Source organism: Kitasatospora sp. NPDC048407, assembly GCF_043200475.1.
Classification (GTDB): domain Bacteria; phylum Actinomycetota; class Actinomycetes; order Streptomycetales; family Streptomycetaceae; genus Kitasatospora.
This window is the reverse complement of record NZ_JBICXW010000007.1, coordinates 81846-105878: the sequence shown is the minus strand read 5'-3', so window position 1 is coordinate 105878 and position 24033 is coordinate 81846. Positions and strand designations below refer to the sequence as shown.

Genomic DNA, 24033 nt, shown 5'->3' with positions numbered 1-24033 from the left:
CGCGAAGCGGAAGGTGCCCGTCAGCAAGGTGGCGACGCAGGGCATGCACGTGCTCGCGACCTTGCGGACGGGCCTTGCGCTTGTCGCGCAGTTCCCGCTGATCGTCTGCGGTCGGCCCCCTCGATGAGCCATGCTGGAGCGAGAGACCGACGAGACCCGGACGGGGAGCGCACGATGATCGGCACACTGCAGTGCGTGGTACTGGACTGCCACTACCCGGCGGGCCTGGCCCACTTCTACGCCGCGCTGCTCGGGGGCGAGGTCGACCGGCCCGATCCGCGCTGGTCGCTCCACGAGGAGTGGTCCACCGTCCACCTGCCGAACGGCCAGGTTCTCGGGTTCCAGCGGGTCGAGGACTACCGCCCGCCGATCTGGCCGGACCCGGGTCACCCGCAGCAGCTCCACCTGGACATCGAGGTCGAGGACGTCTCCGCCGTCGAGCAGCGGGTGGTGGAGCTCGGCGCCGAGGTCAAGGACCGGGAGGCGGGCTGGACGGTGTTCGTCGACCCGGCCGGGCACCCGTTCTGCCTGATCCCGCGCCGGGCCGGCTGACCGCCTCAGGCCAGCGTCAGCACGTCCCCGACCCGCAGCCGTCCGGGCCGGGAGACGGACGCCAGCGCGCCGAGCTCGGAGTCCCGCTCGTGCGCGACGGTCTTCAGGATCTCCGGCGCGTGCGGCAGCCCGGGCTGCGGCGCCCCGACCATCACGCACCGCACGCTGGCCCGGACGAACGCCAGCCGCACCCCGCCCTTCACCCGGCCCTCCCGGCCGTACCAGGCGTCCTCGGTGAACGGGGGCGTCCCGGGCGGGGTGCGCAGCAGCACGTTCGGCCGGAACCGGCGCTCGTCCACCACCGCGGACGGTACCGCCGCGGCCACCCAGTCCAGGGTGGCGGTGGTCAGCACGCTCACCGGCAGTTCGTCGAAGTGCGAGACGGCGTCCTCGCGGGCCAGGGCGACGTCCTCCTGCTCCAGGTAGGCGCGCAGGAAGGCGTCCGGGTCCGGGACCGGCATGCCCAGCGGGTCGAACAGCTCCGGGCCGTCGATCCGGCCGCCCAGCCGGGAGCTGAGCCGCAGCAGACCGTCCATCCGCCGGAACCGGCGGGTGCTCTTGCCCGACCCGAACTTCCCGGCGCCGTCGCGCACCGCGTAGAGGCGGTCGCCGACCAGGCCGCGTTCTTCCACCTCGACGGAGTCGAGCAACTCGCCGCCCGTGGATTTCACGGGGTAGCGCCACAAGCGCTCGACCACACCGACGATCTGAGGCATGGCGGGAGCCTAGCGGCGCCATGCCAAGGTGGTCTAGACCAAGTCGCGGACGGCGGCGGCCCGTCAGCCGATTCGCGCCACCGCCCGCACCGGCGCCCCGTCCGCCGCCGTCAACCGCAACGGGAACAGCGACACCTCCACCGGCACCCCCGCCGCCTGCGCCTCCAGCAGCAACGACAGGTCCGTCAGGTTCTCCGCGATCACCCCACCGCCCTCCGGCCCCAACAGCACCCGGTGCGCCGCCAGCGTCGGCAACTCCGGCGCCGGATCGTGCTCGTCCTTCAACTCGGCCAGCAGACTCGCCACTTCGGGATCGGACGGCCCCGGATCGGGCGTCGGATCCACCGACAGCGCGTCCACCCCGACGGTGCGCACACCCGCCGCGACAATCGCCGCCGCAGCCTCCTCGGACAGGTACGGATGCGCGAAGTACCGGTCCGTCCCCCAGTACTTGGGCCACCCCGTCGCCAACAGCAGCACCGTGCCCGGCCCCGAGACCGCGAGCGCCGCCGCCAAGTGCTCCGCCGTCACCTCCCCGCGGGCCGGCAACCCACGCAGATCCACCACCACCGCGGGCCCCGTGAACAGCTCCAACGGCAACCCGTCCAACGTCGGCCACCGCACATCCAGGTGATACGGCGCATCCACGTGCGTCCCCGTCTGCGACCCCAGATGCACCGCCAGCACATTCACCCCCTCCACCCCGGCCGTCAACGCCGCCCGCAACTCCACCCCGGGATCCCCCGGATACACCGGCATCCCGGACACCACCGGATGCGTCAAATCCACCAACACGGCTGCCATGTACACATTCTGAACCCAAGAGACGCGCCACCAGGGGCGCGGGGAACTGCGCGAAGGGGAACGCACCCGCCGGAAAGATCGCGATGCGGGGCAATGACCTGCCCGTGGACGCGACAATGGCGGTATGAGCAACACCCGTCGCCCCTGGGTCATCGGCGTCTCCGGCGCCAGCGGCACCCCCTACGCCGCGTCCGTGATCCGTGCGCTGCTGGATGCCGGCGAGTCCGTCGACCTGATCGTGAGCCGGGCCGCCCGGCTGACCATCCTGGACGAGACCGGCATCTCGTTCCGGGACGCGCACTGGAAGGCCGATCTCGCGCAGTGGCTGGGCCGGGACGAGAAGGAGCTGGACGACGTCCGGTACTGGCCCGCAGGGGACTTCGCGGCCGGCCCGTCCTCCGGCTCGTACCCGGCGAAGGGCATGCTGGTCGTCCCGGCCACCACCGGCGCGGCGGCCGGCATCGCGCTGGGGCTGTCCAAGGACCTGCTCCAGCGCACCGCCTCGGTCACGCTCAAGGAGCGCCGCCCGCTGGTGATCTGCTTGCGCGAGACGCCGCTCACCGGCTCGACCCTTCAGCACCTGGTGACCCTCGACGCGCAGGGCGCGGTCGTGCTGCCGGCCTCGCCGGGGTTCTACGCGGGGGGCTCGACCGCCCAGGAGCTGGTGGATTTCGTGGCCGGCCGGGTACTGGACGCGGTAGGCGTGCGGCACTCCCTGTACCGGCGCTGGACGGGCAGCCTCGGCGAGGCGGGCAGCACTCCCGGACGTTCCCAGGAAACCGGGCCGCGCCGGGGCGAGTGAGCGGCCGCGCTACGGGAGAGTATGTTCTCTGGGATACCCCGGTCGATCGGCGCTCGGCGCCTTGGAATCCAGAAAATGATCTGTGGTTCTGGAGTGGTTCGGAAGGACGCGGCAGGTAATGGACTCTGTGGACAGGCAGCTCATTCAGGCACTTCGTGAGAACGGCCGTGCCTCGTACGCCGAGCTGGGCCGTCTGGTGGGCCTCTCCGGGCCGAGCGTGACGGACCGGATCAACCGCCTTGAGCAGGCGGGCGTGATCACCGGGTACCGGGCGACGGTCAACCCGGCCACCCTGGGCTACGGCGTGACGGCGCTGATCGGTCTTCAACTGACCGACGCCGCCGACCACGACGACGTCTCGCACCGGCTGAAGGACCTCCCGGAGGTGGAGGACTGCTGGTTCATCGCGGGTGACGACTCGTACATGCTGAAGGTCCGGGTGCCGGACGTGGAGGGCCTGGAGTCGGTGGTCAAGCGGCTGTCGGGCACCAAGGGGGTGGCGCGCACCCGGACCACGGTGGTGCTCTCCACCAAGTGGGAGAACAGGGTCAGCGAACTGCCGCTGCACCTCGCCGAGTAGGGTCGCCACCTCACACCCCGTCAACTCCCGAGGATGGCCCCGGATGTCCCTGGTCGATCTGGAAGACCTGCGCGCCGCCCAACGCCGGATCGCCGGTGCGGCGGTCCGCACCCCGCTACTGCCCTGCCCGTGGGCGGAGCAGCCGGACGGGCGCCGGCTGTGGATCAAGCCGGAGAGTCTCCAGCCGACCGGGGCGTTCAAGGTCCGCGGGGCGTTCAACCGGCTGGCGGCGCTGACCGAGGAAGAGCGCTCCCGGGGCGTGGTGGCGCAGTCCAGCGGCAACCACGCCCAGGCGGTGGCCTACGCGGCGCGGCGGCTCGGCATCAAGGCGGTCATCGTGATGCCGGACACCTCGCCCGCCGTGAAGATCGAGAACACCCGTGCGTTCGGCGCCGAGGTGCTGGTCGTCCCGGCCGAGCAGCGTGACACGCTCCCGCCGCGGCTGGTCGCCGAGCACGGCTACGTGTGGGTGCCGCCGTACGACGACCCGTACATCGTGGCGGGCCAGGGCACGGTCGGCCTGGAGATCGCCGAGGACGCCCCGGACGACCTGGACACCGTGCTGGTGCCGGTCTCCGGCGGCGGCCTGATCTCCGGGACGGCGGCGGCGCTGAAGCTGGCCTGCCCGGGCGTGCGGGTGATCGGCGTGGAGCCGGAGCTCGCGGCGGACGCGCAGGAGAGCCTGCGCAAGGGCATCCGCACCGCCTGGCCGATGGCCGACACCTACCGCACCATCGCGGACGGCCTGCGCACTCCGTCGGTGGGCGTGCTCCCGTTCGAGCACCTCACCGCGTACGTGGACGACATCGTCACCGTCTCCGAGCAGGAGATCAAGGACACCGTCGCACTGCTGGCCCGCCGCGGCCGGCTGGTCGCCGAGCCGTCCGGCGCGGTCGCGCCGGCCGCGTACTTCCACCGCGCGGACGAGCTCGGCGGCCGGGTGTTCGCGGCCGTCCTGAGCGGCGGCAACCTGGACCCTGCCCTGCTGGCCGAACTGCTGGCGGCCTAGGCGTAGTCTCGACTGGCAACGAACCGAAGGACCGAGGAGGCGGAGCGCCGCATGGACGCAGGGCTCAAGCGCGAGCTGGAGGCGAAGGTCTACGCCGGTGAGCGGCTGACCCGCGAGGACGGGATCGCGCTCTACGAGAGCGACGACCTGGCCTGGCTGGGCGGCCTGGCGCACCACGTGCGGACGCAGAAGAACGGCGACGTCGTCCACTTCAACGTCAACCGTCACCTCAACATGACCAACGTGTGCAGCGCCTCCTGCGCGTACTGCTCGTTCCAGCGCAAGCCGGGCGAGAAGGACGCGTACACGATGCGCATCGAGGAGGCCGTCCGGCTCGCCAAGGCGATGGAGTCGGAGTCCCTCACCGAGCTGCACATCGTCAACGGCCTGCACCCGACCCTGCCGTGGCGCTACTACCCGCGCTCGCTGAAGGAGCTGAAGGCCGCGCTGCCGAACGTCTCGCTGAAGGCGTTCACCGCGACCGAGATCCACTGGTTCGAGCGGATCAGCGGCCTGACGGCCAGCGAGATCCTGGACGAGCTGATCGAGGCCGGACTGGAGTCGCTGACCGGCGGCGGCGCGGAGATCTTCGACTGGGAGGTCCGCCAGCACATCGTCGACCACGAAACCCACTGGGAGGACTGGTCGCGGATCCACCGCCTGGCGCACGAAAAGGGCCTCAAGACCCCGGCCACCATGCTGTACGGCCACATCGAGGAGCCCCGCCACCGGGTCGACCACGTGCTGCGGCTGCGTGAACTGCAGGACGAGACCGGCGGTTTCCAGGTCTTCATCCCGCTGCGCTACCAGCACGACTTCCACGACTCCAAGGACGGCAAGGTCCGCAACCGTCTGATGGACCGCACCGAGATGGCCACCGGCGCCGAGGCGCTGAAGACCTTCGCGGTGTCCCGTCTGCTGTTCGACAACGTCCCGCACGTCAAGGTGTTCTGGGTGATGCACGGCGTCACCACCGCGCAGCTGGCGCTCAGCCACGGCGCGGACGACATGGACGGCTCGGTGGTCGAGTACAAGATCACCCACGACGCGGACAACTTCGGCACCCCGAACAAGCTGGGCCGCGACGACCTGCTCCAGCTGATCCGGGACGCCGGCTTCCGCCCGGTCGAGCGCAACACCCGCTACGAGATCATCCGCGAGTACGACGGGCCGGACCTGCTGCGCCGGGAGACCCCGCAGGCGATGCGCCTCTGACTTTCGCTCGGCCACGCGCCCGGCGGCCGGTCTCCGGCCGCCGGGCGCAGCTGTTTTTCCAGGGGGCGCGCGGGACGGCCGTGCACCACCCAAAGTGCCTCTCACCACCGGAGAAGCATCGCCGGACGCGTATGCTCACAGGCTCATCACACAGCCCGGGTTCCACCGCGTCCCCCCGGTCTGGGAGGATCGACGGCATGTCCGGTTCCCATCGTTCCGCCTCGCACCGCCGCTCGGCCCCCGCGCCGGCCCCCCGGAGCGAGGGAGGGCAGCCCCAGGGCCGAGCCGAGAGCCGCCGCCGGCGCAAGCCGAAGCCGCGCCGCGCCGCCAAGCTCACCGTCGGCACCGCGACCCTGCTGGCCCTGACGGCCGGCTGGTTCACCATCGGCCCGGGCCGGTCCTTCCAGGGCGAGACCGCCAGCGCCGCCCCGGACCGCGAGCCCGGGACCGCCCCGATGAAGGCCGCCGACTCCCACACCGAGCCCCCGGCCGCCGACCGCTCCTCCCGCGACAAGATCACCAGCATCCCGGGCCTGGGCGCCGACTGGATGGCCAAGATCCCCGCCGAGACCCGCCAGCTGGTGGTCGCCAGCGGCAAGGGCAAGGACTCCTCCGACAACACCGTCACGCTGTGGACCCGCGGCGACGACGGCGGCTGGCAGGCCGGCGAGTCCTGGCCCGCCCACAACGCCCTCAAGGGCTGGACCACCAACCACCGCTCCGGCGACCTGCACAGCCCGATCGGCCTGTACTCGCTCTCCGACGCCGGCGGCCGCAAGGCCAACCCGGGCTCCAAGATGCCGTACGACGAGAACGCCAAGTTCGTGATGCCCGGCCGCGGCTTCAACAACGAACCGCTGGCCGGTTCCTTCGACTACGTGGTCGCGATCAACTACAACCGGGTGGTCGGCGCCTCCCCGCTCGACGGCCGCTTCCCGGAGGGCGCGGCCAAGGGCGGCGGCATCTGGCTGCACCTCGACCACGGCGGCCCCACCCACGGCTGCATCTCGCTGACCGAGGACCACATGGTCGACCTGCTCAAGGCCCTCGACCCGGCCATGCACCCGATGATCGCCATGGGCGACGCCGCGTCCCTGGCGGCCTGACCTGTTCTGATTGTGAAGGCCCTACAGCATCCGGCGCCCGATCCTGTGTCAGGGCGTTACCGCCCGACTGACCGGTAACCCGGTTGAGTGGCAGTATGACCGCCTCCCGCATCGTGGCGCTGGGCCACTGCCAGCCGCCGAAGATCCTCACCAACGACGATCTCTCGGCGATGGTCGACACCGACGACCAGTGGATCCGGAGCCGGGTCGGCATCCGTACCCGGCACATCGCCGAGGGCGAGACCCTGGTCGACCTCGCCGCGGAAGCCGCCCAGAAGGCCCTGGCCCGCGCGGGAGTGACCCCCGACCAGATCGACCTGGTCGCCGTCGCCACCTGCACCGCCGTCGAACGCAGCCCCAACACCGCCGCCGCGGTCGCCGCCCGGCTCGGCATTCCCACGCCCGCCGCCTACGACATCAACACCGTCTGCTCGGGCTTCTCCTACGCCCTGGCCACCGCCGACCACGCGATCCGGGCCGGCGCCGCCACCCGCGCGCTGGTGATCGGCGCCGAGCGGATGTCCGACATCGTGGACTGGACCGACCGCACCACCTGCGTGATCTTCGCGGACGGCGCGGGCGCCGCCGTCCTGGAGGCCGTCCCCGACGAGCAGACCGGCATCGGCCCGGTGGTGTGGGGATCCGAGCCGGAGAAGGGCGAGGCGGTGGTGATCAGCGGCTGGCAGCCGATCATCAGCCAGCAGGGCCAGACCGTCTTCCGCTGGGCCACCACCCAGGTCGCCCCGCTGGCCCGCCGGGCCTGCGAGAAGGCCGGCCTGGACCCGTCCGAGCTGCGCGGCTTCGTCGCCCACCAGGCCAACCTGCGGATCATCGACGCGATCGCCGGGAAGCTCGGCCTGGCCGAGGACGCCGTGGTCGCCCGCGACGTGGTCGAATCCGGCAACACCTCCGCCGCCTCCATCCCGCTCGCGCTGTCCAAGCTGGTCGAGCGCGGCGAGCTGCACAGCGGCGACCCGGTGCTGCTGTTCGGCTTCGGCGGCGGCCTGGCCTACGCGGGCCAGGTGGTGCGCTGCCCCTGACCCGGGAGCGCCACGGACACGGCGCAGGGGCGGTCGGGAAACCTTTCTCCCGACCGCCCCTGCGCTTCGTTGTCGGTGCGGATGACACCCCTGCGGTACGTCGGCGAACCTCCCCCGAGGACACGGCCGCGTCCGACGCACCCCGGACAGGAACCGGGGCGGGCGTCACTGGACTGGACTGAGTGTTACTTCGGCGGCTTCTTTCCGGTGACTCCGAGGTACACCTGGAGCGCCAGGCTGGGCTTGAGGTCCTTGACCTTCACGCCCCACGAGGTGAACGCCTTCGAGTGCTCCGCGGCCCCGGCCAGCAACGTCACCAGGGCGCCGGCGATGGCCGACCCGTCGACCGTCTTGTCGGTCTTGCCCTGGGTGTTGCGAACCGCTTCGGCGAGCGGAGCCGCCACCGAGTTGAGGACCTTCATGCGGATCTTGAAGAACCGCTTGTCCCCTTCTGCGGCACCGAGTGTGATCACTCGGAGAATGGCGTCATTCTTGCGCCAGAAGGCGAGGAATCCGTCCACCAGTTCTTCGGAAGTGGTGAAGCCGGTCTTTCCCGCCCAGGACTTTCCATCGACGAGCTCTTTGAGCCCGGCGCTGTCCTCGGCCATTTCCTCGGCGATCTCAAGGACTGCGCCCTCGACATCCGGGAAGTACTGGTAGAAGGTCGCGGGGGAGGTACCCGCCATACGGGCGACGTCGATGACCTTGACGTCACGGTACGGCGACGTGCTGAGCATCTCGCGGAGGCAGTCGAGCAGCTTCTGCCGCGTCTCCTGTCCGCGCCGCCCGGCGACGCGACCGTCGACGGTGCGAACTTGTCCTGTCATGCCGTCAGCTTACCGTGGCACGATCTTGGCGCGATTCGGTAGTGCGACTATTAGTCCGCCCGTGCGGAGAATCAACGACTTTTCAGCGTGTGTTGTTGCCCCCCCGTGCACTGATGACCTCACAGCGTGACGACAAGTCAGCAGTGAAGGGTTCGGTGGGGGCCGCGGGACCGCCCGGCGTCCGGCCGGCCGCTCTACCACCCCGGGGGACACGGGCGGGGGAGATTGGCTCCAGGACGGCGGGCATTGGAGAATCGGGGGCGCGCCACCGCCGGGGGGCGTTGGCTGAAGGGGAGGTGGCTGCGGAGTGGACCAGCTGACGGCGCACGATCCGAGGCGGATCGGGCCCTTCGAGGTGCTGGCCCGGCTCGGCGCGGGCGGCATGGGTCTGGTGTACCTGGCCCGGTCGGCCTCGGGTCGCCGGGTGGCCATCAAGACCGTCCGCAGCGAACTGGCCGAGGACAACCTGTTCCGGGTCCGCTTCGCCCGCGAGATCGCCGCCGCGAAAACGGTCGGCGGCTTCTACACCGCCGCCGTGGTGGACGCCGACGCCGACGCGGCGGTGCCGTGGCTGGCCACCGCGTACGTGCCCGCGCCCTCGCTGGAGGACCTGGTCAACGACTGCGGGCCGCTGCCCGCCGACGCGGTGCGCTGGCTGACCGCCGGCATCGCCGAGGCGCTGCAGTCCATCCACGCCGCCGGGCTGGTGCACCGCGACCTCAAACCGTCCAACGTGCTGGTGGTCGAGGACGGGCCGCGGGTGATCGACTTCGGAATCGCCGCCGGGGTCTCCAGCACCCGGCTCACCATGACCAACGTCGCGGTCGGCACCCCCGCCTACATGTCGCCCGAGCAGGCCCGCGACAGCCGCAGCGTCACCGGCGCCAGCGACGTGTTCTCGCTCGGCTCGCTGGTGGTGTTCTGCGCCACCGGGCACCCGCCGTACCGGGGCACCAACCCGGTCGAGACGGTGTTCCAGCTGCTGCGCGACCAGCCCGACCTGTCCGGGCTGCCGGCCGAACTGGTCGACCTGGTGCGGGCCTGCATGCGGCCCGCGCCCGAGCACCGGCCGACGCCCGCCCAGATCCAGGCCGAACTGGCCCCGCACCTGTTCTCCCGGGCCGACGCTTCCGGCGAGGCCGGGGACTGGCTGCCGCCCGCCGCGCTCGACCTGATCGAGGCCAAGCGCAGCAGCCGCCGCCCCGTCAGCCAGCCGCCGCAGCCGCCGCAGCCCCAGCCGGTCCCTGTGCCGCCGCAGCCGCTGGCCCCGCCGATGCCCGTCGCGCCGGTCGGGCCGCCGTCCGAGGAGGTGGCCACCGAGCGGGTGCGGCCGCACCAGCGGCCGGTGACCGGCGGTTCCGGCGGCGACGGCGAGGTCCGGCTGGCCGGCGCGCACGTGCCGATAGGCCCCGGGCCGCGGGTGGAGCCGGTCGCGCCGTCCGCCGCCCCGGTCGGCACCGACTGGGTGCGCCGCACCCCCGCGCCGGCCGCCCCGCCGCAGCCGCCCGCCGCCCGCTGGCGGCCCTGGCGGTTCCGGATGTCCAACGACGTCTGGGGCACCCCCGTGGTCGCCGACGGGACGCTGTTCGTCTCCAGCTTCGAGGTGCACGCCCTGGACATCCGCTCCGGCGAGCGCCGCTGGAAGACCCGCGACGTGGCCTGGGCCCTGGCCGTGGACGGCGGCCGGCTGCACGCCGCCGACGGGCCGCACCTGTACACCGTGGACTCCGCCGACGGCACCGAACGCTGGCGCAGCTCGCTGGACGGCTGGGTCTACTCGCTGGACGCCGCCGACGGCGTGCTGTGCTGCGGCATCCGCGGCGGCGGGGTACAGCTGCGCTCGGCCGCCAGCGGCGCCGAACTGTGGCGCGCCGACGACGCCCAGCAGGAGTACGAGAACCCGCAGTCCGGCCCGGCGCTGATCGCCGGCTCCGCCTACTACCAGGGCGCCGGCCGGCTGCACTGCGTGGACCCGCGCGGCAGCGGCGTGCGCTGGGCGTTCCCGGTCAGCGGCAAGGTCCCGGCCCGGCCGGTGGAGCGGGCCGGCGTGCTGTACCTGACGTCCGGCCAGCGGGTGCACGCGCTGGACGCCGCCACCGGCGCCGAGCGCTGGCGGTTCGACGCCCCTGTGGTGCTGTTCACCCCGCCCGCGGTGGACGACCGGGCGGTGTACGTCGCCGACTACCTCGGCACCCTGTACGCGCTGGACGCCGCCACCGGGCACGGCCTGTGGCGGGCCGCCACCACCTCCCGGCAGGGCGCCGAACCCGCCGTGGTCGCCGACGGCACGGTGCTGCTGGGCTCCGGCGACACCCTGTTCGCCTTCGACAGCGCCACCGGCCAGGAACGCTGGCGCTACGCAGCCCGCGCCGACCTGGTCGGCTCCCCGGCGGTCGCCGACGGCCTGGTCCACCTGGGCAGCCGCGACCACTCGTTGCACACCCTGGAACTCGCCACCGGCCGCCTGCGCTGGGAACTCGGCACCAAGGGCGAACTGACCGGCTCCCCGGTCGCCGTCGACGGCCGGGTCTTCGTCGGCTCCAAGGACCGCTGCGTGTACGCGCTGGACTCGTTCTACGGCACGGCCGTCCCGCACTGACGTCCGGTTCTCTTCGCCGAAGGGGCGACTCCCGGTCAAGTCTTGGCATACCCTCCCCCAAACGATCACCACATGTGGTGATCGCCAAGGGAGGGAACCCGCATGTCCATCGCCTTCGACCGGCGCCGCTCCGCCGTCGCCGCAGCCGCCCTCGGCGTGGTGCTCGCCGCCACCGGGGTCGTCGCCCCCGCAGCCGGCGCCGCCGACCAGCCGGCCCCGCTGACCGGCCTGCGCACCATGCCCAGCACCGATTGCGCCGGCGGCACCGTGCTCGGCCTCGACGACGTCATGTTCTACGCGAACGCCACCGACTCGGGGTCGGTGGAGTTCCAGCTGCTGCGTTCCGGCACCGGGGCTCCCGTCGCGGACGTCACGCTGGCCGCCATTCCCGGCACCGCCGCCGCCTACCGGATGTCCCGCGACGCCATGACCGCCGCGGCCGGCGGGGCGATCACCGACTTCGACTGGAAGGCCCGCGCCCAGGGCGGCCAGGAGCCCGGTGAGTGGTCCACCACCTGCCACTTCCGCTACGACCCGACCGTGCCCACCGCCGCTCCGACGGTGTCCGTCCCCAGCGGGCTGGTGATCGGCACGCCCGCGCAGATCGCCGTGACCGCCGGGTCCGGGCAGCCGCCCGCCGCCTACTGGTACCAGGTCGGCTCGGATGCCCCGAAGACCGTCGCCGCCGACGCCTCCGGCAACGCGGTCCTCACCGTCACCCCCACCAGCGGGTACAGCAACCTGACCGTCGCCCCGCTGTCCCCGGGCGGGAACCGGGGACCGCAGGCCACCACCGGGCTGTCCGCGGCGCAGCCCCCGCAGCCCCCGCAGGCCGCGCGGGTCGCCGGTGACATCGACGGAGACGGCCGGCCCGACCTGCTGCTGGCAGGCGGACAGCTCGGCCTCGGCGACGGCCTGTGGCTGGCCAAGGGTCTGGACGGCGGCGCGCTCGCTCCCGCCGTCCAGGTCGGCGCGGCCGGCTCCGGCCGGAACGCGCCGGGCAGTGCCGCCGACTGGAACGGCGCACTGGTGGTCACCGGCCGGTACAACGGCAGCACGGCCGACAGCGCGCTGGCCTACTTCCCGTCAGCGGGTGTCGGCACCGCGCTGCCCTACCAGGCCGGCGGGTTCGACCCGCTGAAGTCGGTCAACCTCATGCAGCCCGTCTTCGTGGACGGCGCCGTGCGGGCCGAGCAGGTCACCGACGGCGGCGAGCTGTACCAGGCCGGGATCGGATCCCCGACCGGCTCCCGTACCAACGACAACCTGCTGGTGCTGGCCGGCGGCAAGCTGTACGTCGAGGCCGGCATGGGTATCCCCGGCAGCTACGAGGGGCTGGGGAGGGCCGTCGAGCTGACCGACGTCAACCCGGCAGGTACCGGGGACTGGCACGGCTGGTCCATCACCACCGCCGTGGTCGGCGCGGAGCGCCTGCCCGGCCTGTTCGCCCGCAACGACGCGGACGGCTCGCTCTACTACTACAGCGCCTCCACGTTGACCGGTCCGTTCATGGGCGACCCGGTCGGCGCCCCGGTGCTGGTCGCCGCCGCCGGCTGGGACGCGGCGAGCAAGCCGGTCCTCCGGGCGACCGACCTGGACGCCGACGGCACCGCCGACCTGTGGGCCGTGGACCCGCAGGGCAACGCCACCGGCTACCGCTTCGACGGCACCACGCTGACCGCGCTGGCCACCTCGTCGGTCCTCCCGGCGAACTGATACGGCGACGGCCCCGGACCGGTGCGGTCCGGGGCCGTCGTGGTCGGCGGCTACGGGTGGCGGTGCTGCCAGCCGGCCCAGGCGGAGGCGACCATGGCGCGGACGTCGTGGCGGGCGGTCCAGCCGAGTTCGCGGCGGATCAACTCGGCGGAGGCCACCACCCGGGCCGGGTCGCCGGCGCGGCGGGCGGTCACCTCGGGGGCGGTGTCGAGGCCGGTGACCTCGGCGATCTCGGCGAGCATCTCGCGGACGGAGACGCCGTGCCCGGTGCCGATGTTGAGGGTCAACCGGACCTGCTCGCCGGACTCGGTGGCGCTCAGCCGGCGGACGGCGGCGACGTGCGCGGAGGCGACGTCCGAGACGTGGATGTAGTCGCGGACGCAGGTGCCGTCGGGGGTCGGGTAGTCGTCCCCGAAGATCAGCGGGGGCAGCCCGGCGGTGAGGCGCTGGAAGGCCAGCGGCACCAGGTTGGCCGCGCCCGGGTCGGACAGCTCGGGGAGGGCCGCGCCCGCCACGTTGAAGTAGCGCAGCGACACCGCAGACAGGCCGTACGCGTCGGCGCAGGCGTTCAGCAGCCACTCGCCGGCCAGCTTGGTCTCGCCGTACGGGTTCATCGGCGCGCACGGCGTGGACTCGGTGACCAGGTCGACGTCCGGCATGCCGTAGACGGCGGCGGAGGAGGACAGCACCACCCGGCGCACGCCCGCGTCGACCGCGGCGGCCAGCACGACCCGCAGGCCCTCCACGTTCTCGTGGTAGTAGCGCAGCGGCTGGGCGACCGACTCGCCGACCTGCTTGCGGGCCGCCAGGTGCAGCACGCCTCGGACGCCGTGTTCGGTGAGGACGCGGTCCAGCAGCGGGCGGTCCAGCGTGGAGCCCGTCACCAGGGGGACGCCGGGGGGCAGGTGGGAGGCCGCGCCGGTGCTCAGGTCGTCCAGGACGACCACGGACTCGCCGGCCGCGACCAGCTCCCGGACGACATGACCGCCGATGTAGCCGGCCCCGCCCGTGATCAACCAGGTCATGGCCCGATCCTAGACGGCCGCTTTCCGGGTGGTGGCTGGAGTGTCTGGGCGGCCATTCGGACATATCGCTGAAATGCTGACAAAGTTCTGTCCCGCGACCGGAGGTGGCAGTCGTGCGCCCGAAGAAGGAACCGACCCGCCCGCTTCCGGCCGGCCCCCGGCCCACCGGGCCCAGGCTGTGGCTCGGTCCGGCGGCAGTGCTGGTCTCGGCGGCCCTGCTGGTCACCGGCTGCTCCAGCGCCCACAAGGGTTCCGGGTCCAACACGGCGGCCGGCGCCACCACGACCGCTCCCGCCCCGTCCGCCAGCAACCAGACGGAGCAGGACTACCAGCAGGTGATCAACCAGGTGCTGCCCTCGGTGGTGCAGATCACCGCGGGTGACAGCCTCGGCTCCGGGATCGTCTTCGACGACAAGGGCGACATCGTCACCAACGCGCACGTGATCGGCACCGCGCAGACCTTCACCGTGACGCTGGCCAACAGCACCAAGCCGCTGAACGCCACCCTGGTGGGCAGCTACCCGCAGTCCGACCTCGCGGTGATCAAGCTCAGCAGCCCGCCCAGTGGGCTCAAGCCCGCCACCTTCGCGGACAGCGCGAAGGTGGCGGTCGGCCAGATCACGCTGGCCATGGGCAGCCCGCTGGGTCTGTCCAGCAGTGTCACCCAGGGCATCGTCTCGGCGGTCGGACGGACCGTCAGCGAGCCGTCGAGCTCCGGCTCGCCCGGCGCCACCATCGGCAACATGGTGCAGACCTCGGCCGCGATCAACCCCGGCAACAGCGGCGGCGCGTTGGTCAACCTCTCCAGCCAGGTGATCGGGATCAACACGCTGACCGCGGTGGACCCGGAGCTGGGCAACTCGGCCGCGCCCGGCATCGGCTTCGCCATCCCCGCCGTCACCGTGACCAGCATCGCCAGTCAGCTGATCGCCACCGGCACCGTCACCAACTCCGGGCGGGCCGCGCTCGGGGTGACCGTCCGCCCCTTCTTCAACGCGAACTTCCAGCCCGCCGGGGCGGTGATCGTCTCGGTGACCTCCGGCGGACCGGCCGACTCCGCGGGGCTGCAGGCGGGCGACGTGATCACGAAGATCAATGACACCGCGATCACCAGCCCCTCCGCGCTGACCAGCGCACTGGCCTCGTTCTCCCCGGGCGACAAGGTCACCGTCGGCTACCAGCGCAACGGACAGGACCAGACCGCAGACGTCACCCTCGGGACGCTCTAGCCCCGCTCGCTCGGGCCCGGGGTGCCGCACCGCGCAAGGGAGGCGGCACCCCGGGCCCGTCCATGACCTGGGCGGCCCGTCAGGCCCGGCCGGCCCGGGTGCGCCAGGGGAGTTCGACCGTCACCGAGGTCGGGCCGGCGGCCGGGCTGTCCACCACGAACACGCCGTCCACCGACTCGGCGCGCTCGGCCAGGCCGGCCAGGCCGCCGCCGGGCCGGATCTCGGCGCCGCCCTTGCCGTCGTCCTGCACCGTCAGCATCAGCCGGTCCTCCTGGCGCCAGAGATCCACCGTGGCGGAGCGGGCGCCGGAGTGCTTGGAAGCGTTGGTGAGCAGCTCGCTGACGGTGAAGTAGGCGATGCCCTCGACCGCCGAGTCGGGGCGCTCCCCGCCCAGCTCGACCTGGACCTTGACGCCGCCCGGCAGCGTGCAGCGGGCCGCCACCGAGGACAGCGCGGCATCCAGACCGCGGTCGGTCAGCACCGCCGGGTGAATGCCCCGGGCGAGATCGCGCAGTTCCTGCAGGGCGAGCTTCACCTCGCCGTGCGCCGCGTCGACCATCTTCTGCGCGGCCACCGGATCCTCCGACAGCTTCTCCTTGGCCAGGCCGAGATCCATCGCCAGCGCCACCAGCCGGGCCTGCGCGCCGTCGTGCAGATCCCGCTCGATGCGGCGCAGATCGGCGGCGGCGTGGTCGACCACCGTGCCCCGGTCGTCCTCCAGCTTGTGGACCCGCTCCTCCAGCGCGCCCGGCGACAGCAGACCCTCCACCAGCAGCCGGGAGACCCACGCCAGCCCCCGCATCGCCCACGGCAGCACCGGCCAGCCGACGGTCAACAGCACCACCGTCAGCGTGAAGCTGAGGACGCCCCAGGGCAGCATCAGCAGGCAGTACAGCGCGCAGCGCCAGCTCAGCCCGTCCGAGAGCGAGGCTATGACCCAGCCCGCCGTGCCGGGACGGGAGACCACCAGCGGCCCCGGCTCGGCGACCCGGCTGCCCAGCGCGGCCCGGGCCCGGACCCGGCCCAGCCGGCCGAACAGACGGCAGCACGTCAGCCCGAAGGCCAGCAGCGGCAGCCCGATCACCGTCACCGCCAGGCCGACGCCCGTCCACAGCAGCGTCACCATCACCGTGAACGCGGCGATGCCGACCGGGAGGTTCAGCAACTCGTGCTGGACCTGTTGCCACAGCTGCGGCCCGTACAACGACGGGCGCTTCGCCTTGTCCTCCATGTCGGCGCCCTCTCCCTGGTGTTCGCCGGTTTCTTGACGATCACCAGCATCCCGGTTGCGGACAGCCGGCCGCCATGGTGCTGCACTCCGTCTTCGTCCGGGGGTTATCCCCACCCCCCGTGCTGAACCCCGCTCCCGACGGGCCGACAAGCGGAATTCCACCGGGCGTCCACCGGACGTCTTGCAGAACGGGCAGATGGGGGAGTAGACGAGCGGTGCACATAGACTCCCGCGATAGCGATGGTTATGGACGGGCAAAGAAGAAGGGCGTAATCCATGGAGTGGCAGCCGCTCGCTGCCGACCCCGCCGCCGGCAGCGGTTACTTCGACGCCTACGCGGCGATCGGCCTGCTGGCGGTCATCGGCGTCCTCTTCGTCACGGTGGCTTTCACCGCCAACCGCCTGCTGCGACCGGTGGTCGACACCCCGGAGAAACTGCTCGCCTACGAGTGCGGCGTCGATCCGGTCGGCGAGGGCTGGGCGCACACCCAGATCCGCTACTACGTCTACGCCTTCCTGTACGTGATCTTCGCAGTCGACGCGATCTACCTGTTCCCGTGGGCCACGGTGTTCGCCGCCGCCGGCTTCGGGGCGGTCACGCTGGTGGAGATGTTCGTCTTCATCGGCTTCCTCGCGGTCGGACTGCTCTACGCCTGGAAGAAGGGCGTTCTGGAATGGACGTGACGCACGCGCACGGGACGCCCGCCGACGGGCCGGTCCCGCTCGGCATCCCCGACCCGGCCAACCCCGGCGCCGCCGTCGAGCAGCGCCGCCTCGGCCCGCTCGCCCGGCTCGCCCCGGACCCGGTCAAGGTGGTGCTCAACTGGGGCCGCCGCTACAGCCTCTGGTGCTTCAACTTCGGACTCGCCTGCTGCGCGATCGAGTTCATCGCCGCGTCCATGGCCAAGCACGACTTCATCCGGATGGGTGTCATCCCGTTCGCGCCCGGCCCCCGGCAGGCCGACCTGATGATCGTCTCGGGCACCGTCACCGACAAGATGGCCCCCGCCGTCAAGCGCCTGTACGAGCAGATGCCCGAACCGAAGTACGTCATCTCCTTCGGCGCCTGCGCCAACTCCGGCGGCCCCTACTGGGACTCCTACTCCGTCACCAAGGGCGTCGACCAGATCATCCCCGTCGACGTCTACGTGCCCGGCTGCCCGCCCCGGCCCGAGGCGCTGCTCCAGGGCATCCTCAAGCTCCAGGAGAAGATCGCCGCCGAGGACATCCCGCAGCGCTACGCCGCACCCGCCGCCGCGCTGCGCCGCCCGCTGCGGACCGCGCCCGCGCCCGTGTCGGACGAGGGGGCCGAGCAGTGACCGACACCCCTGACGTTCCCGAGGTTCCGGCCGCCGAGCCGACCCCCGCCGAACGCACCGCCGCCGCGATCGGACCGTGGGCGACCGCCGCCGAGGCGTACGACCTGCTCACCGTCACCGTCCCCGCCGAGCACTGGATCGAGGCACTCACCGCCGCCCGCGACGGCCTCGGCCTGACGTTCCTGGACTGGCTGAGCGCCGTCGACGAACTCGCCGAGGGCTTCGCGGTCTGCGCCCACCTGGCCGCCGTCGGCGAGCCCGGCAGCGTGCGCCGACTGCTGCTGCGCACCCGGGTGCCGCGCGACAAGGCAGTGCTGCCGACCGCCGTCGGGGTGTACGCCGGCGCCGCCTGGCACGAGCGGGAGACCCGGGAGATGTTCGGCATCGAATTCCCCGGCCACCCCTACCCGGCCACCCTGCTGCTGCCGGACGGCTTCGAGGGCCACCCGCTGCGCAAGGACTTCGTGCTGGCCGCCAGGGTCGCCAAGGACTGGCCCGGGGCCAAGGAACCCGGCGAGTCCGACCACGGTGGCGGCCCCGCCCGCCGCAAGATGCTGCCGCCCGGCGTCCCCGACCCGAACGAGTGGGGCCCGCTCAAGGGCACCCTGCCGCCCGTCGCCGAACGCCCCGCGCGCGCCGCACGGGCCGGCGCCGGAGCCGGCGTCGACCGCCCGCGCCGCACCCGCAGCGTGGGGGAGGGCTCCGCCAGCCAGGCGGCGCCGGCCCCGGGCACGCCCGCCGCCGCCGACGCGCCGCCGCCGGTGCGCGCCGACCGTCCGCGCCGCAGCCGCAGCGTCGGCGAGGGTTCGGTCAGCCAGGCCGCCGATTCGGCTGCGCCCGCCGCCGAGCCGCCGTCGACTCCCGAGGCGCCGCGCCGCACCGCCCGGACCCAGTCGTCCGACGCACCGTGGCACGCGCCCGTCCCGGCCCACGACGAGTCCGCGAAGCCTGCGGCCGCGAAGCCCGAGGCCGTGCAGGCCGAGCCTGCGGCCGCTGAGCTTGCGAGGCCTGGGGCCGTGGAGTCCGGGGGTGAGGAGGCGAAGCCCGTGCAGGCCGAGCCTGCGGCGACCGGGCCTGCGAAGCCTGCGGCCGTGCAGCCCGGGCCCGCGAGGTCCGCCGACGCGAAGCCTGAGCCTGCGAAGGCCGCCGAGGCACAGCCCGAGCCCGCGAAGCCCGCGCCCGCGAAGCCTGAGCCTGCGAAGCCCGCCGAGGTGCAGCCGGAGGCCGTGCAGGCCGAGCCTGCGGCGACCGGGCCCGCGAAGCCTGCGGCCGTGCAGCCCGGGCCCGCGAGGTCCGCCGACGCGAAGCCTGAGCCTGCGAAGGCTGCCGAGGCACAGCCCGAGCCCGCGAAGCCTGAGCCTGCGAAGGCCGCCGAGGTGCAGCCGGAGGCTGGGCAGGCCGAGTCTGCGGCCGCTGAGCTTGCGAGGCCTGGGGCCGTGGAGTCCGGGGGTGAGGAGGCGAAGCCCGTGCAGGCCGAGCCTGCGGCGACCGGGCCCGCGAAGCCTGCGGCCGTGCAGCCGGGGCCCGCGAGGTCCGCCGACGCGAAGCCTGAGCCCGCGAAGGCCGCCGAGGCACAGCCCGAGCCCGCGAAGCCTGAGCCTGCGAAGCCTGAGCCTGCGAAGGCCGCCGAGGTGCAGCCGGAGGCCGGGCACCCCGAGCCCCCCGCGCAGCCCGAGCCCGAGTCCGAGTCCGAGCAGTCCGAATCCGACCAGCAACCCGAACAGCCCGAGCAGAACGGAGACGGCGCGTGAACCTCCTCGACACGCTGCTGCGCTGCGTCGGCGCGCTGGTGGTGTTCCTGGTGCTGCCGCTGGTGGTCGGTCAGGCCGAGCACAAGGTGATGGCGCACATGCAGGGCCGGCTCGGCCCGATGTACGCGGGTGGGTTCCACGGCTGGGCGCAGCTGGTCGCCGACGGCGTGAAGTTCGCGCAGAAGGAGGACATCGTCCCGGCCGACGCGGACCGGCGGATCTTCCGGCTGGCGCCGGCGGTCGCGCTGCTGCCGTACCTGCTGGTGCTGCTGGTGATCCCGATCGGCCCGAACGGGCTGGTCGGGCAGGCGGTGGACGCGGGCATCTTCTTCGTGCTGGCGGTCATGGGCATCGGCGTGCTGGGGTCGCTGATGGGCGGCTGGGCGTCGGCGAACAAGTTCTCGCTGCTGGGTGCGTTGCGTACGGCCGCGCAGCTGATGTCGTACGAGCTGCCGATGCTGCTCGCGGCGGCGTCGGTGGCGATGGCGGCGGGTACCGTGTCGCTGCCAGGGATCGTGGACGCCTTCCACTGGTGGTGGGTGCCGTGGCAGCTGATCGGTGCGTTCGTGTTCTTCACGGCGGGCCTGGCGGAGCTTCAGCGTCCGCCGTTCGACATGCCGGTGGCCGATTCGGAGATCATCTTCGGCGCGTACACCGAGTACACCGGTCTGCGTTTCGCGCTGTTCCTGCTCTCCGAGTACGCGGGCATCGTGGTGCTCTGCGGACTGACCACGGTGCTGTTCTTCGGTGGTTGGCACGGCCCGTTCTCCGACAGCCTGGGCTGGCTGTGGACGCTGGTGAAGACCTTCGCGCTGGCGTTCGTGGTGCTCTGGCTGCGGGTCACCTACCCGCGGCTGCGCGAGGACCAGCTGATGCGCTTCGCGTGGACGGTGCTGATCCCGCTGGCCCTGGCCCAGCTCGCCCTCACCGGCATCGTCAAGGTGGCGATCTCCTGATGAAGTTTCCCGGCTCCGGCCTGGCCAAGGGCCTGGCCGTCACCATGCGCACCATGACGCGCAGGACCGTCACGGCGCAGTACCCCGACGTGCAGCCCGATCTGCCGCCGCGTTCGCGCGGGGTGATCGCGCTGCTGGAGGAGAACTGCACGGTCTGCATGCTGTGCGCCCGCGAGTGCCCGGACTGGTGCATCTACATCGACTCCCACAAGGAGACGCTGCCCGCCGCCGACCCGAACGCCCGCGCCCGCACCCGCAACGTGCTGGACCGCTTCGCCATCGACTTCTCGCTCTGCATGTACTGCGGTATCTGCATCGAGGTGTGCCCGTTCGACGCGCTGTTCTGGTCCCCGGAGTTCGAGTACGCGGAGACCGACATCCGTGAGCTCACCCACGAGCGCGACCGGCTGCGCGAGTGGATGTGGACCGTCCCGCCGCCGCCCGCGCACGACGCCGCGGCGGAGGAGCCCAAGGAGATCGCCATGGCCCGCAAGGCCGCCGACAAGCTGGCCGCGGCCGCTGCCGCCGCCGAAGCCGCTGCCGCCGCCGAGGAGGGTGAGCAGAGTTGAGCACCCTGCTGGCCGCGGCGGGCTCGCTGGAGCCCGCCGCGCGCTCGTACCTCTCGCCGACCGGGCAGGAAATAGTCTTCCTGCTGGTCGGTGTGCTGGTGCTCGGCGCGGCCGTCGTCTCGGTGACCACCCGCCAGCTGGTGCACGCCGCGCTGTGGCTGGTGGTCGCGCTGGGCGGGCTGGCGGTCGAGTTCCTGCTGCTGACGGCCGAGTTCGTGGCCTGGGTGCAGGTGCTGGTGTACCTGGGCTCGGTGGTCGTGCTGGTGCTGTTCGGCCTGATGCTGACCCGCGCCCCGATCGGCCGCTCCCCGGACGCCGACTCCGGCAACCGCCCGGCGGCGCTGGCCGTCGGCGTGGCCTCGGCCGCGACCCTGGTGACGCTGGTGGTGGACGCGTTCCGCTCGTCCTGGATCGAGCTGTCAGGACCGGTCGGCACCACCCGGCTCACCGGCGAGTTCCTGTTCTCGCACTGGGTGCTGCCGTTCGAGGCACTGTCGGTGCTGCTGCTGGCCGCCCTGGTCGGCGCGATCGTGCTGTCCCGCGGCAAGGGCGGCCAGCAGCAGCCGCGGCCCGGGAACCTGCGCACCGCCCTGACGAAGACGAAGGAGCGCTGAGCGTGCACCTCGCCTACCCGGCCGTCCTCGCCGTGCTGCTGTTCAGCGTCGGCGTGTACGGCGTGCTCGCCCGGCGCAACGTCGTCCTGGTGCTGATGTCGGTCGAGCTGATGCTCAACGCCGTCAACCTCAACCTGGTCGCCTTCGACGTCTGGCTGCGCGACACCCTGCACGCCGGCCAGGCGCTCACCCTGTTCACCATCACCGTCGCCGCCGCCGAGATCGGCCTCGGCCTGGCCATCGTGCTGCTGGTGTACCGCACCCGCGGCACCGCCGCCGTCGATCGGGTCACCGCGCTCGGCGACCGCCACGAGGCGGACGCCCTGGCCGACGATACGGCCGACGACGCGAAGGAGCAGGCCGCCGCATGAACCTCGCGCTGCCGATTCTCGTCCCCGTCCTGCCCGCGCTCGGCGCCGCCGCCGGCCTGGCCACCGGACGCCGCTACCCCGCCCTGGCCCGCCCGCTCGCGGTGCTGCCGGTCGCGGTGTCCGCCGTGCTCGCCCTGGTGGTGGCCCTCCAGCTGGGCACCGGCGCCACCCTGGACGCCGCCACCCGGCTCGCCCCCACCGGCGGCCCGGAGATCTCGCTGGCCCTGCACCTGGACGGCTTCAGCTCGCTGATCTCGGTGCTGGTCGGCCTGGTCGCCACTTGCGTGCAGATCTACTCCACCGCCTACCTGAAGGACGACCCGCGCTACCCGTCGTACGCGGCGCTGGTCTCGCTGTTCACCGCGGCGATGTTCCTGGTCGTCTACTCGGGCGACCTGATCGTGCTGCTGGTCGGCTGGGAAGTGATGGGCATCTGCTCGTACTTCCTGATCGGCCACCACTGGGAGACCGCCGACGCCCGGGCCGCCTCGCTGAAGGCCTTCCTGGTCACCAAGCTCGGCGACGTGCCGTTCCTGTTCGGCCTGTTCCTGCTCGGTGCGGACGCCGGGAGCTTCCGGATCAGCGAGGTGCTGAAGGCCGCCAGCGGCGGACAGCTGCACCACCCCACGCTGATCGCGCTGCTGCTGCTGGCCGGCGTGGCCGGCAAGAGCGCCCAGTTCCCGCTGCACACCTGGCTCCCGGACGCGATGGCCGGCCCGACGCCGGTGTCCGCGCTGATCCACGCCGCCACCATGGTCGCGGCCGGCGTCTACCTGGTGGCCCGGCTGCTGCCGGTGTTCCTGCAGTCCTCCGCCGCGCTGGTGGTGCTGGCCGTGATGGCCGCCGTCACCATGATCGGCTCCGCGCTGTGCGCACTCGCCCAGGACGACCTGAAGCGCGTGCTCGCCTACTCGACGGTCGGCCAGCTCGGCTACATGACCGGCGCGCTGGCCTCCGGCGACCGGCAGGCCGCGGTGTTCCACCTGGTCTCGCACGGCGCGTTCAAGGCCCTGCTGTTCCTGGGCGCCGGTGTGGTCATCCACGCCGCGCACACCAACTCGCTCAGCGCGATGGCCCGGATGGACGGCCTGCGCCACCGCATCCCCGACGCCTGGTGGACCATGGGCATCGGCCTGGTCGCCCTGGTCGGCCTGCCGCCGTTCGCCGGCTTCTTCTCCAAGGAGTCGGTGCTCACCGCCGCCGAGCACGCCGCCCACGGCGAGGCCCTCACCGGCAACCTCGGCCCCGCGTCCGCCGTACCCACCGCCGTCGGCTGGACGGTGCTGGTGGCCGGCCTGCTCACCGCGCTGCTCACCGCCGCCTACGCCGCCCGGCTGTGGCTGGCCGTCTTCTACGGCCGCTCGACGGACGGCACGAGCCTCGCCCCCCAGCCCGGCGCCCCGTACTCCCCGGAGGTCGACGAGGCCGACCCGGCGCACGCCGAACCGGCCGCGATGCGCCTGGTCCTGTGGGTCCTGGCGGTGCCCGCGCTGGCCTTCGGCGTGACCGGGCTGCGCACCGACTGGCTGCCCGCGCTGCTCGACGGCGAATCGCTGCGCCCGTCCCTCGCCACCGGCGTGCTCGGCACCGGCATCGCCGTCGCGGGTCTGCTGATCGGCTGGGCCGCCTGGCGCACCGTCACCGCTCGCACCGCCGCCGGACAGCCCGCCGGCGACCCCGGACGCCTGCTGCTCGGCCCGCTGTACCGGCCCGCCCAGCACGGCTTCGGCGTCGACCGGCTGTACAGCACGCTGTTCGTCCGGCCCACCGAGGCCGCCGCCAAGCTGGTCCGGTTCCTGGACCGTGCCGTCGTGGAGACCTACGTCCGCGGCGCGGGCGCCGCGCCCGGCTGGCTCGGCCGCGCCGTGCGCTTCACCCAGACCGGCAACGCCCAGGGCTACCTGAGCGCGCTGTTCGCCGGGGTCGTCCTGCTCGTCGTCCTGGTGGCGGTGGGATCGTGACGCACCCCCAGTCCTTCAATACGGCACGTCCTAGGAGCCAC

General features: G+C 72.7%; 23 protein-coding genes. 18 read left to right on the top strand and 5 right to left on the bottom strand.

The window, feature by feature from the left end; genetic code table 11:
* Positions 1–174: 174 nt before the first annotated feature.
* The gene (locus ACGFWJ_RS16070; RefSeq protein WP_387644267.1) at positions 175–552 is read left to right on the top strand and encodes a VOC family protein; all 378 of its coding nucleotides are present in this window, start codon (positions 175–177) and stop codon (positions 550–552) included.
* Positions 553–557: 5 nt separating this feature from the next.
* Here the strand turns inward: ACGFWJ_RS16070 and ACGFWJ_RS16065 are convergent, their stop codons facing one another.
* Together ACGFWJ_RS16065 and ACGFWJ_RS16060 are read right to left on the bottom strand one after the other, a co-directional pair.
* The gene (locus tag ACGFWJ_RS16065) at positions 558–1268 is read right to left on the bottom strand and encodes an MOSC domain-containing protein (RefSeq protein ID WP_387644270.1); all 711 of its coding nucleotides are present in this window, start codon (positions 1266–1268) and stop codon (positions 558–560) included.
* 63 nt (positions 1269–1331) lie between these two features.
* On the bottom strand, positions 1332–2072 hold the full coding sequence (locus ACGFWJ_RS16060) for a cyclase family protein (RefSeq protein ID WP_387644272.1): 741 nt from the start codon (positions 2070–2072) through the stop codon (positions 1332–1334).
* A gap of 124 nt (positions 2073–2196) precedes the next feature.
* Between ACGFWJ_RS16060 and ACGFWJ_RS16055 the strand changes: the two genes are divergently transcribed.
* From ACGFWJ_RS16055 to ACGFWJ_RS16030, 6 genes are all read left to right on the top strand, one after another.
* Positions 2197–2874, top strand: coding sequence for a UbiX family flavin prenyltransferase (locus ACGFWJ_RS16055; RefSeq protein WP_392949623.1), 678 nt, complete (start codon positions 2197–2199; stop codon positions 2872–2874).
* 118 nt (positions 2875–2992) lie between these two features.
* Positions 2993–3454: an Lrp/AsnC family transcriptional regulator gene (locus ACGFWJ_RS16050; RefSeq protein WP_030462120.1), complete on the top strand. Its 462-nt coding sequence runs from the start codon at positions 2993–2995 to the stop codon at positions 3452–3454.
* Positions 3455–3497: 43 nt separating this feature from the next.
* Positions 3498–4463, top strand: a complete 966-nt coding sequence (locus tag ACGFWJ_RS16045; protein ID WP_387644278.1) for a threonine/serine dehydratase — start codon at positions 3498–3500, stop codon at positions 4461–4463.
* A 51-nt stretch (positions 4464–4514) separates the two neighbouring features.
* On the top strand, positions 4515–5678 hold the full coding sequence (gene mqnE / locus ACGFWJ_RS16040; protein WP_387644281.1) for an aminofutalosine synthase MqnE: 1164 nt from the start codon (positions 4515–4517) through the stop codon (positions 5676–5678).
* A 197-nt stretch (positions 5679–5875) separates the two neighbouring features.
* Entirely contained in the window at positions 5876–6784 is a 909-nt protein-coding gene (locus ACGFWJ_RS16035; protein WP_392949618.1) for a L,D-transpeptidase family protein, read from the top strand.
* Positions 6785–6879: 95 nt separating this feature from the next.
* Entirely contained in the window at positions 6880–7824 is a 945-nt protein-coding gene (locus ACGFWJ_RS16030) for a beta-ketoacyl-ACP synthase III (RefSeq protein ID WP_387861081.1), read from the top strand.
* A 185-nt stretch (positions 7825–8009) separates the two neighbouring features.
* Here ACGFWJ_RS16030 and ACGFWJ_RS16025 read toward each other — a convergent pair whose 3' ends face one another.
* Positions 8010–8651, bottom strand: coding sequence for a TetR family transcriptional regulator (locus ACGFWJ_RS16025; RefSeq protein ID WP_387644289.1), 642 nt, complete (start codon positions 8649–8651; stop codon positions 8010–8012).
* 307 nt (positions 8652–8958) lie between these two features.
* On the opposite strand from ACGFWJ_RS16025, the gene ACGFWJ_RS16020 reads away from it, so the two are divergent.
* A complete protein-coding gene (locus ACGFWJ_RS16020) occupies positions 8959–11250 on the top strand; it encodes a PQQ-binding-like beta-propeller repeat protein (RefSeq protein WP_392949615.1) in 2292 nt (763 codons plus the stop codon).
* A gap of 102 nt (positions 11251–11352) precedes the next feature.
* Positions 11353–12966 (top strand): hypothetical protein, encoded by a 1614-nt coding sequence (locus ACGFWJ_RS16015; RefSeq protein ID WP_392949612.1) that lies wholly within the window; start codon positions 11353–11355, stop codon positions 12964–12966.
* Between the two features lie 50 nt (positions 12967–13016).
* On the opposite strand, the gene galE is transcribed toward ACGFWJ_RS16015, so the two are convergent.
* Complete coding sequence (gene galE / locus ACGFWJ_RS16010; RefSeq protein WP_392949609.1) at positions 13017–13991, bottom strand: UDP-glucose 4-epimerase GalE; 975 nt, start codon at positions 13989–13991, stop codon at positions 13017–13019.
* A 113-nt stretch (positions 13992–14104) separates the two neighbouring features.
* Between galE and ACGFWJ_RS16005 the strand changes: the two genes are divergently transcribed.
* On the top strand, positions 14105–15220 hold the full coding sequence (locus ACGFWJ_RS16005) for a S1C family serine protease (protein ID WP_392949606.1): 1116 nt from the start codon (positions 14105–14107) through the stop codon (positions 15218–15220).
* 79 nt (positions 15221–15299) lie between these two features.
* On the opposite strand, the gene ACGFWJ_RS16000 is transcribed toward ACGFWJ_RS16005, so the two are convergent.
* Entirely contained in the window at positions 15300–16451 is a 1152-nt protein-coding gene (locus tag ACGFWJ_RS16000; RefSeq protein WP_392949603.1) for a sensor histidine kinase, read from the bottom strand.
* A gap of 276 nt (positions 16452–16727) precedes the next feature.
* On the opposite strand from ACGFWJ_RS16000, the gene ACGFWJ_RS15995 reads away from it, so the two are divergent.
* From ACGFWJ_RS15995 to ACGFWJ_RS15960, 8 genes are read left to right on the top strand one after another with little or no spacing between them, the layout of a single operon-like run.
* Positions 16728–17135, top strand: coding sequence for an NADH-quinone oxidoreductase subunit A (locus ACGFWJ_RS15995; RefSeq protein WP_380484421.1), 408 nt, complete (start codon positions 16728–16730; stop codon positions 17133–17135).
* On the top strand, positions 17126–17770 hold the full coding sequence (locus ACGFWJ_RS15990; RefSeq protein WP_392949599.1) for an NADH-quinone oxidoreductase subunit B: 645 nt from the start codon (positions 17126–17128) through the stop codon (positions 17768–17770). The genes ACGFWJ_RS15995 and ACGFWJ_RS15990 overlap by 10 nt, the downstream gene beginning before the upstream one ends.
* The gene (locus ACGFWJ_RS15985; RefSeq protein WP_392949596.1) at positions 17767–19521 is read left to right on the top strand and encodes an NADH-quinone oxidoreductase subunit C; all 1755 of its coding nucleotides are present in this window, start codon (positions 17767–17769) and stop codon (positions 19519–19521) included. The genes ACGFWJ_RS15990 and ACGFWJ_RS15985 overlap by 4 nt, the downstream gene beginning before the upstream one ends.
* On the top strand, positions 19518–20477 hold the full coding sequence (nuoH, locus tag ACGFWJ_RS15980) for an NADH-quinone oxidoreductase subunit NuoH (protein WP_392949593.1): 960 nt from the start codon (positions 19518–19520) through the stop codon (positions 20475–20477). Before ACGFWJ_RS15985 ends, nuoH begins: the two co-directional genes overlap by 4 nt.
* A complete protein-coding gene (locus tag ACGFWJ_RS15975; protein ID WP_387644317.1) occupies positions 20477–21046 on the top strand; it encodes a NuoI/complex I 23 kDa subunit family protein in 570 nt (189 codons plus the stop codon). Before nuoH ends, ACGFWJ_RS15975 begins: the two co-directional genes overlap by 1 nt.
* Positions 21043–21660 carry an NADH-quinone oxidoreductase subunit J gene (locus ACGFWJ_RS15970; protein WP_392949590.1) on the top strand — a complete coding sequence of 206 codons (618 nt, stop codon included), beginning with the start codon at positions 21043–21045 and terminating at the stop codon, positions 21658–21660. Before ACGFWJ_RS15975 ends, ACGFWJ_RS15970 begins: the two co-directional genes overlap by 4 nt.
* Positions 21661–21662: 2 nt before the next feature.
* Positions 21663–22031, top strand: a complete 369-nt coding sequence (nuoK, locus tag ACGFWJ_RS15965; RefSeq protein WP_387644322.1) for an NADH-quinone oxidoreductase subunit NuoK — start codon at positions 21663–21665, stop codon at positions 22029–22031.
* Positions 22028–23992: an NADH-quinone oxidoreductase subunit L gene (locus ACGFWJ_RS15960; RefSeq protein WP_392949587.1), complete on the top strand. Its 1965-nt coding sequence runs from the start codon at positions 22028–22030 to the stop codon at positions 23990–23992. Before nuoK ends, ACGFWJ_RS15960 begins: the two co-directional genes overlap by 4 nt.
* The last annotated feature ends 41 nt before the right edge of the window (positions 23993–24033 follow it).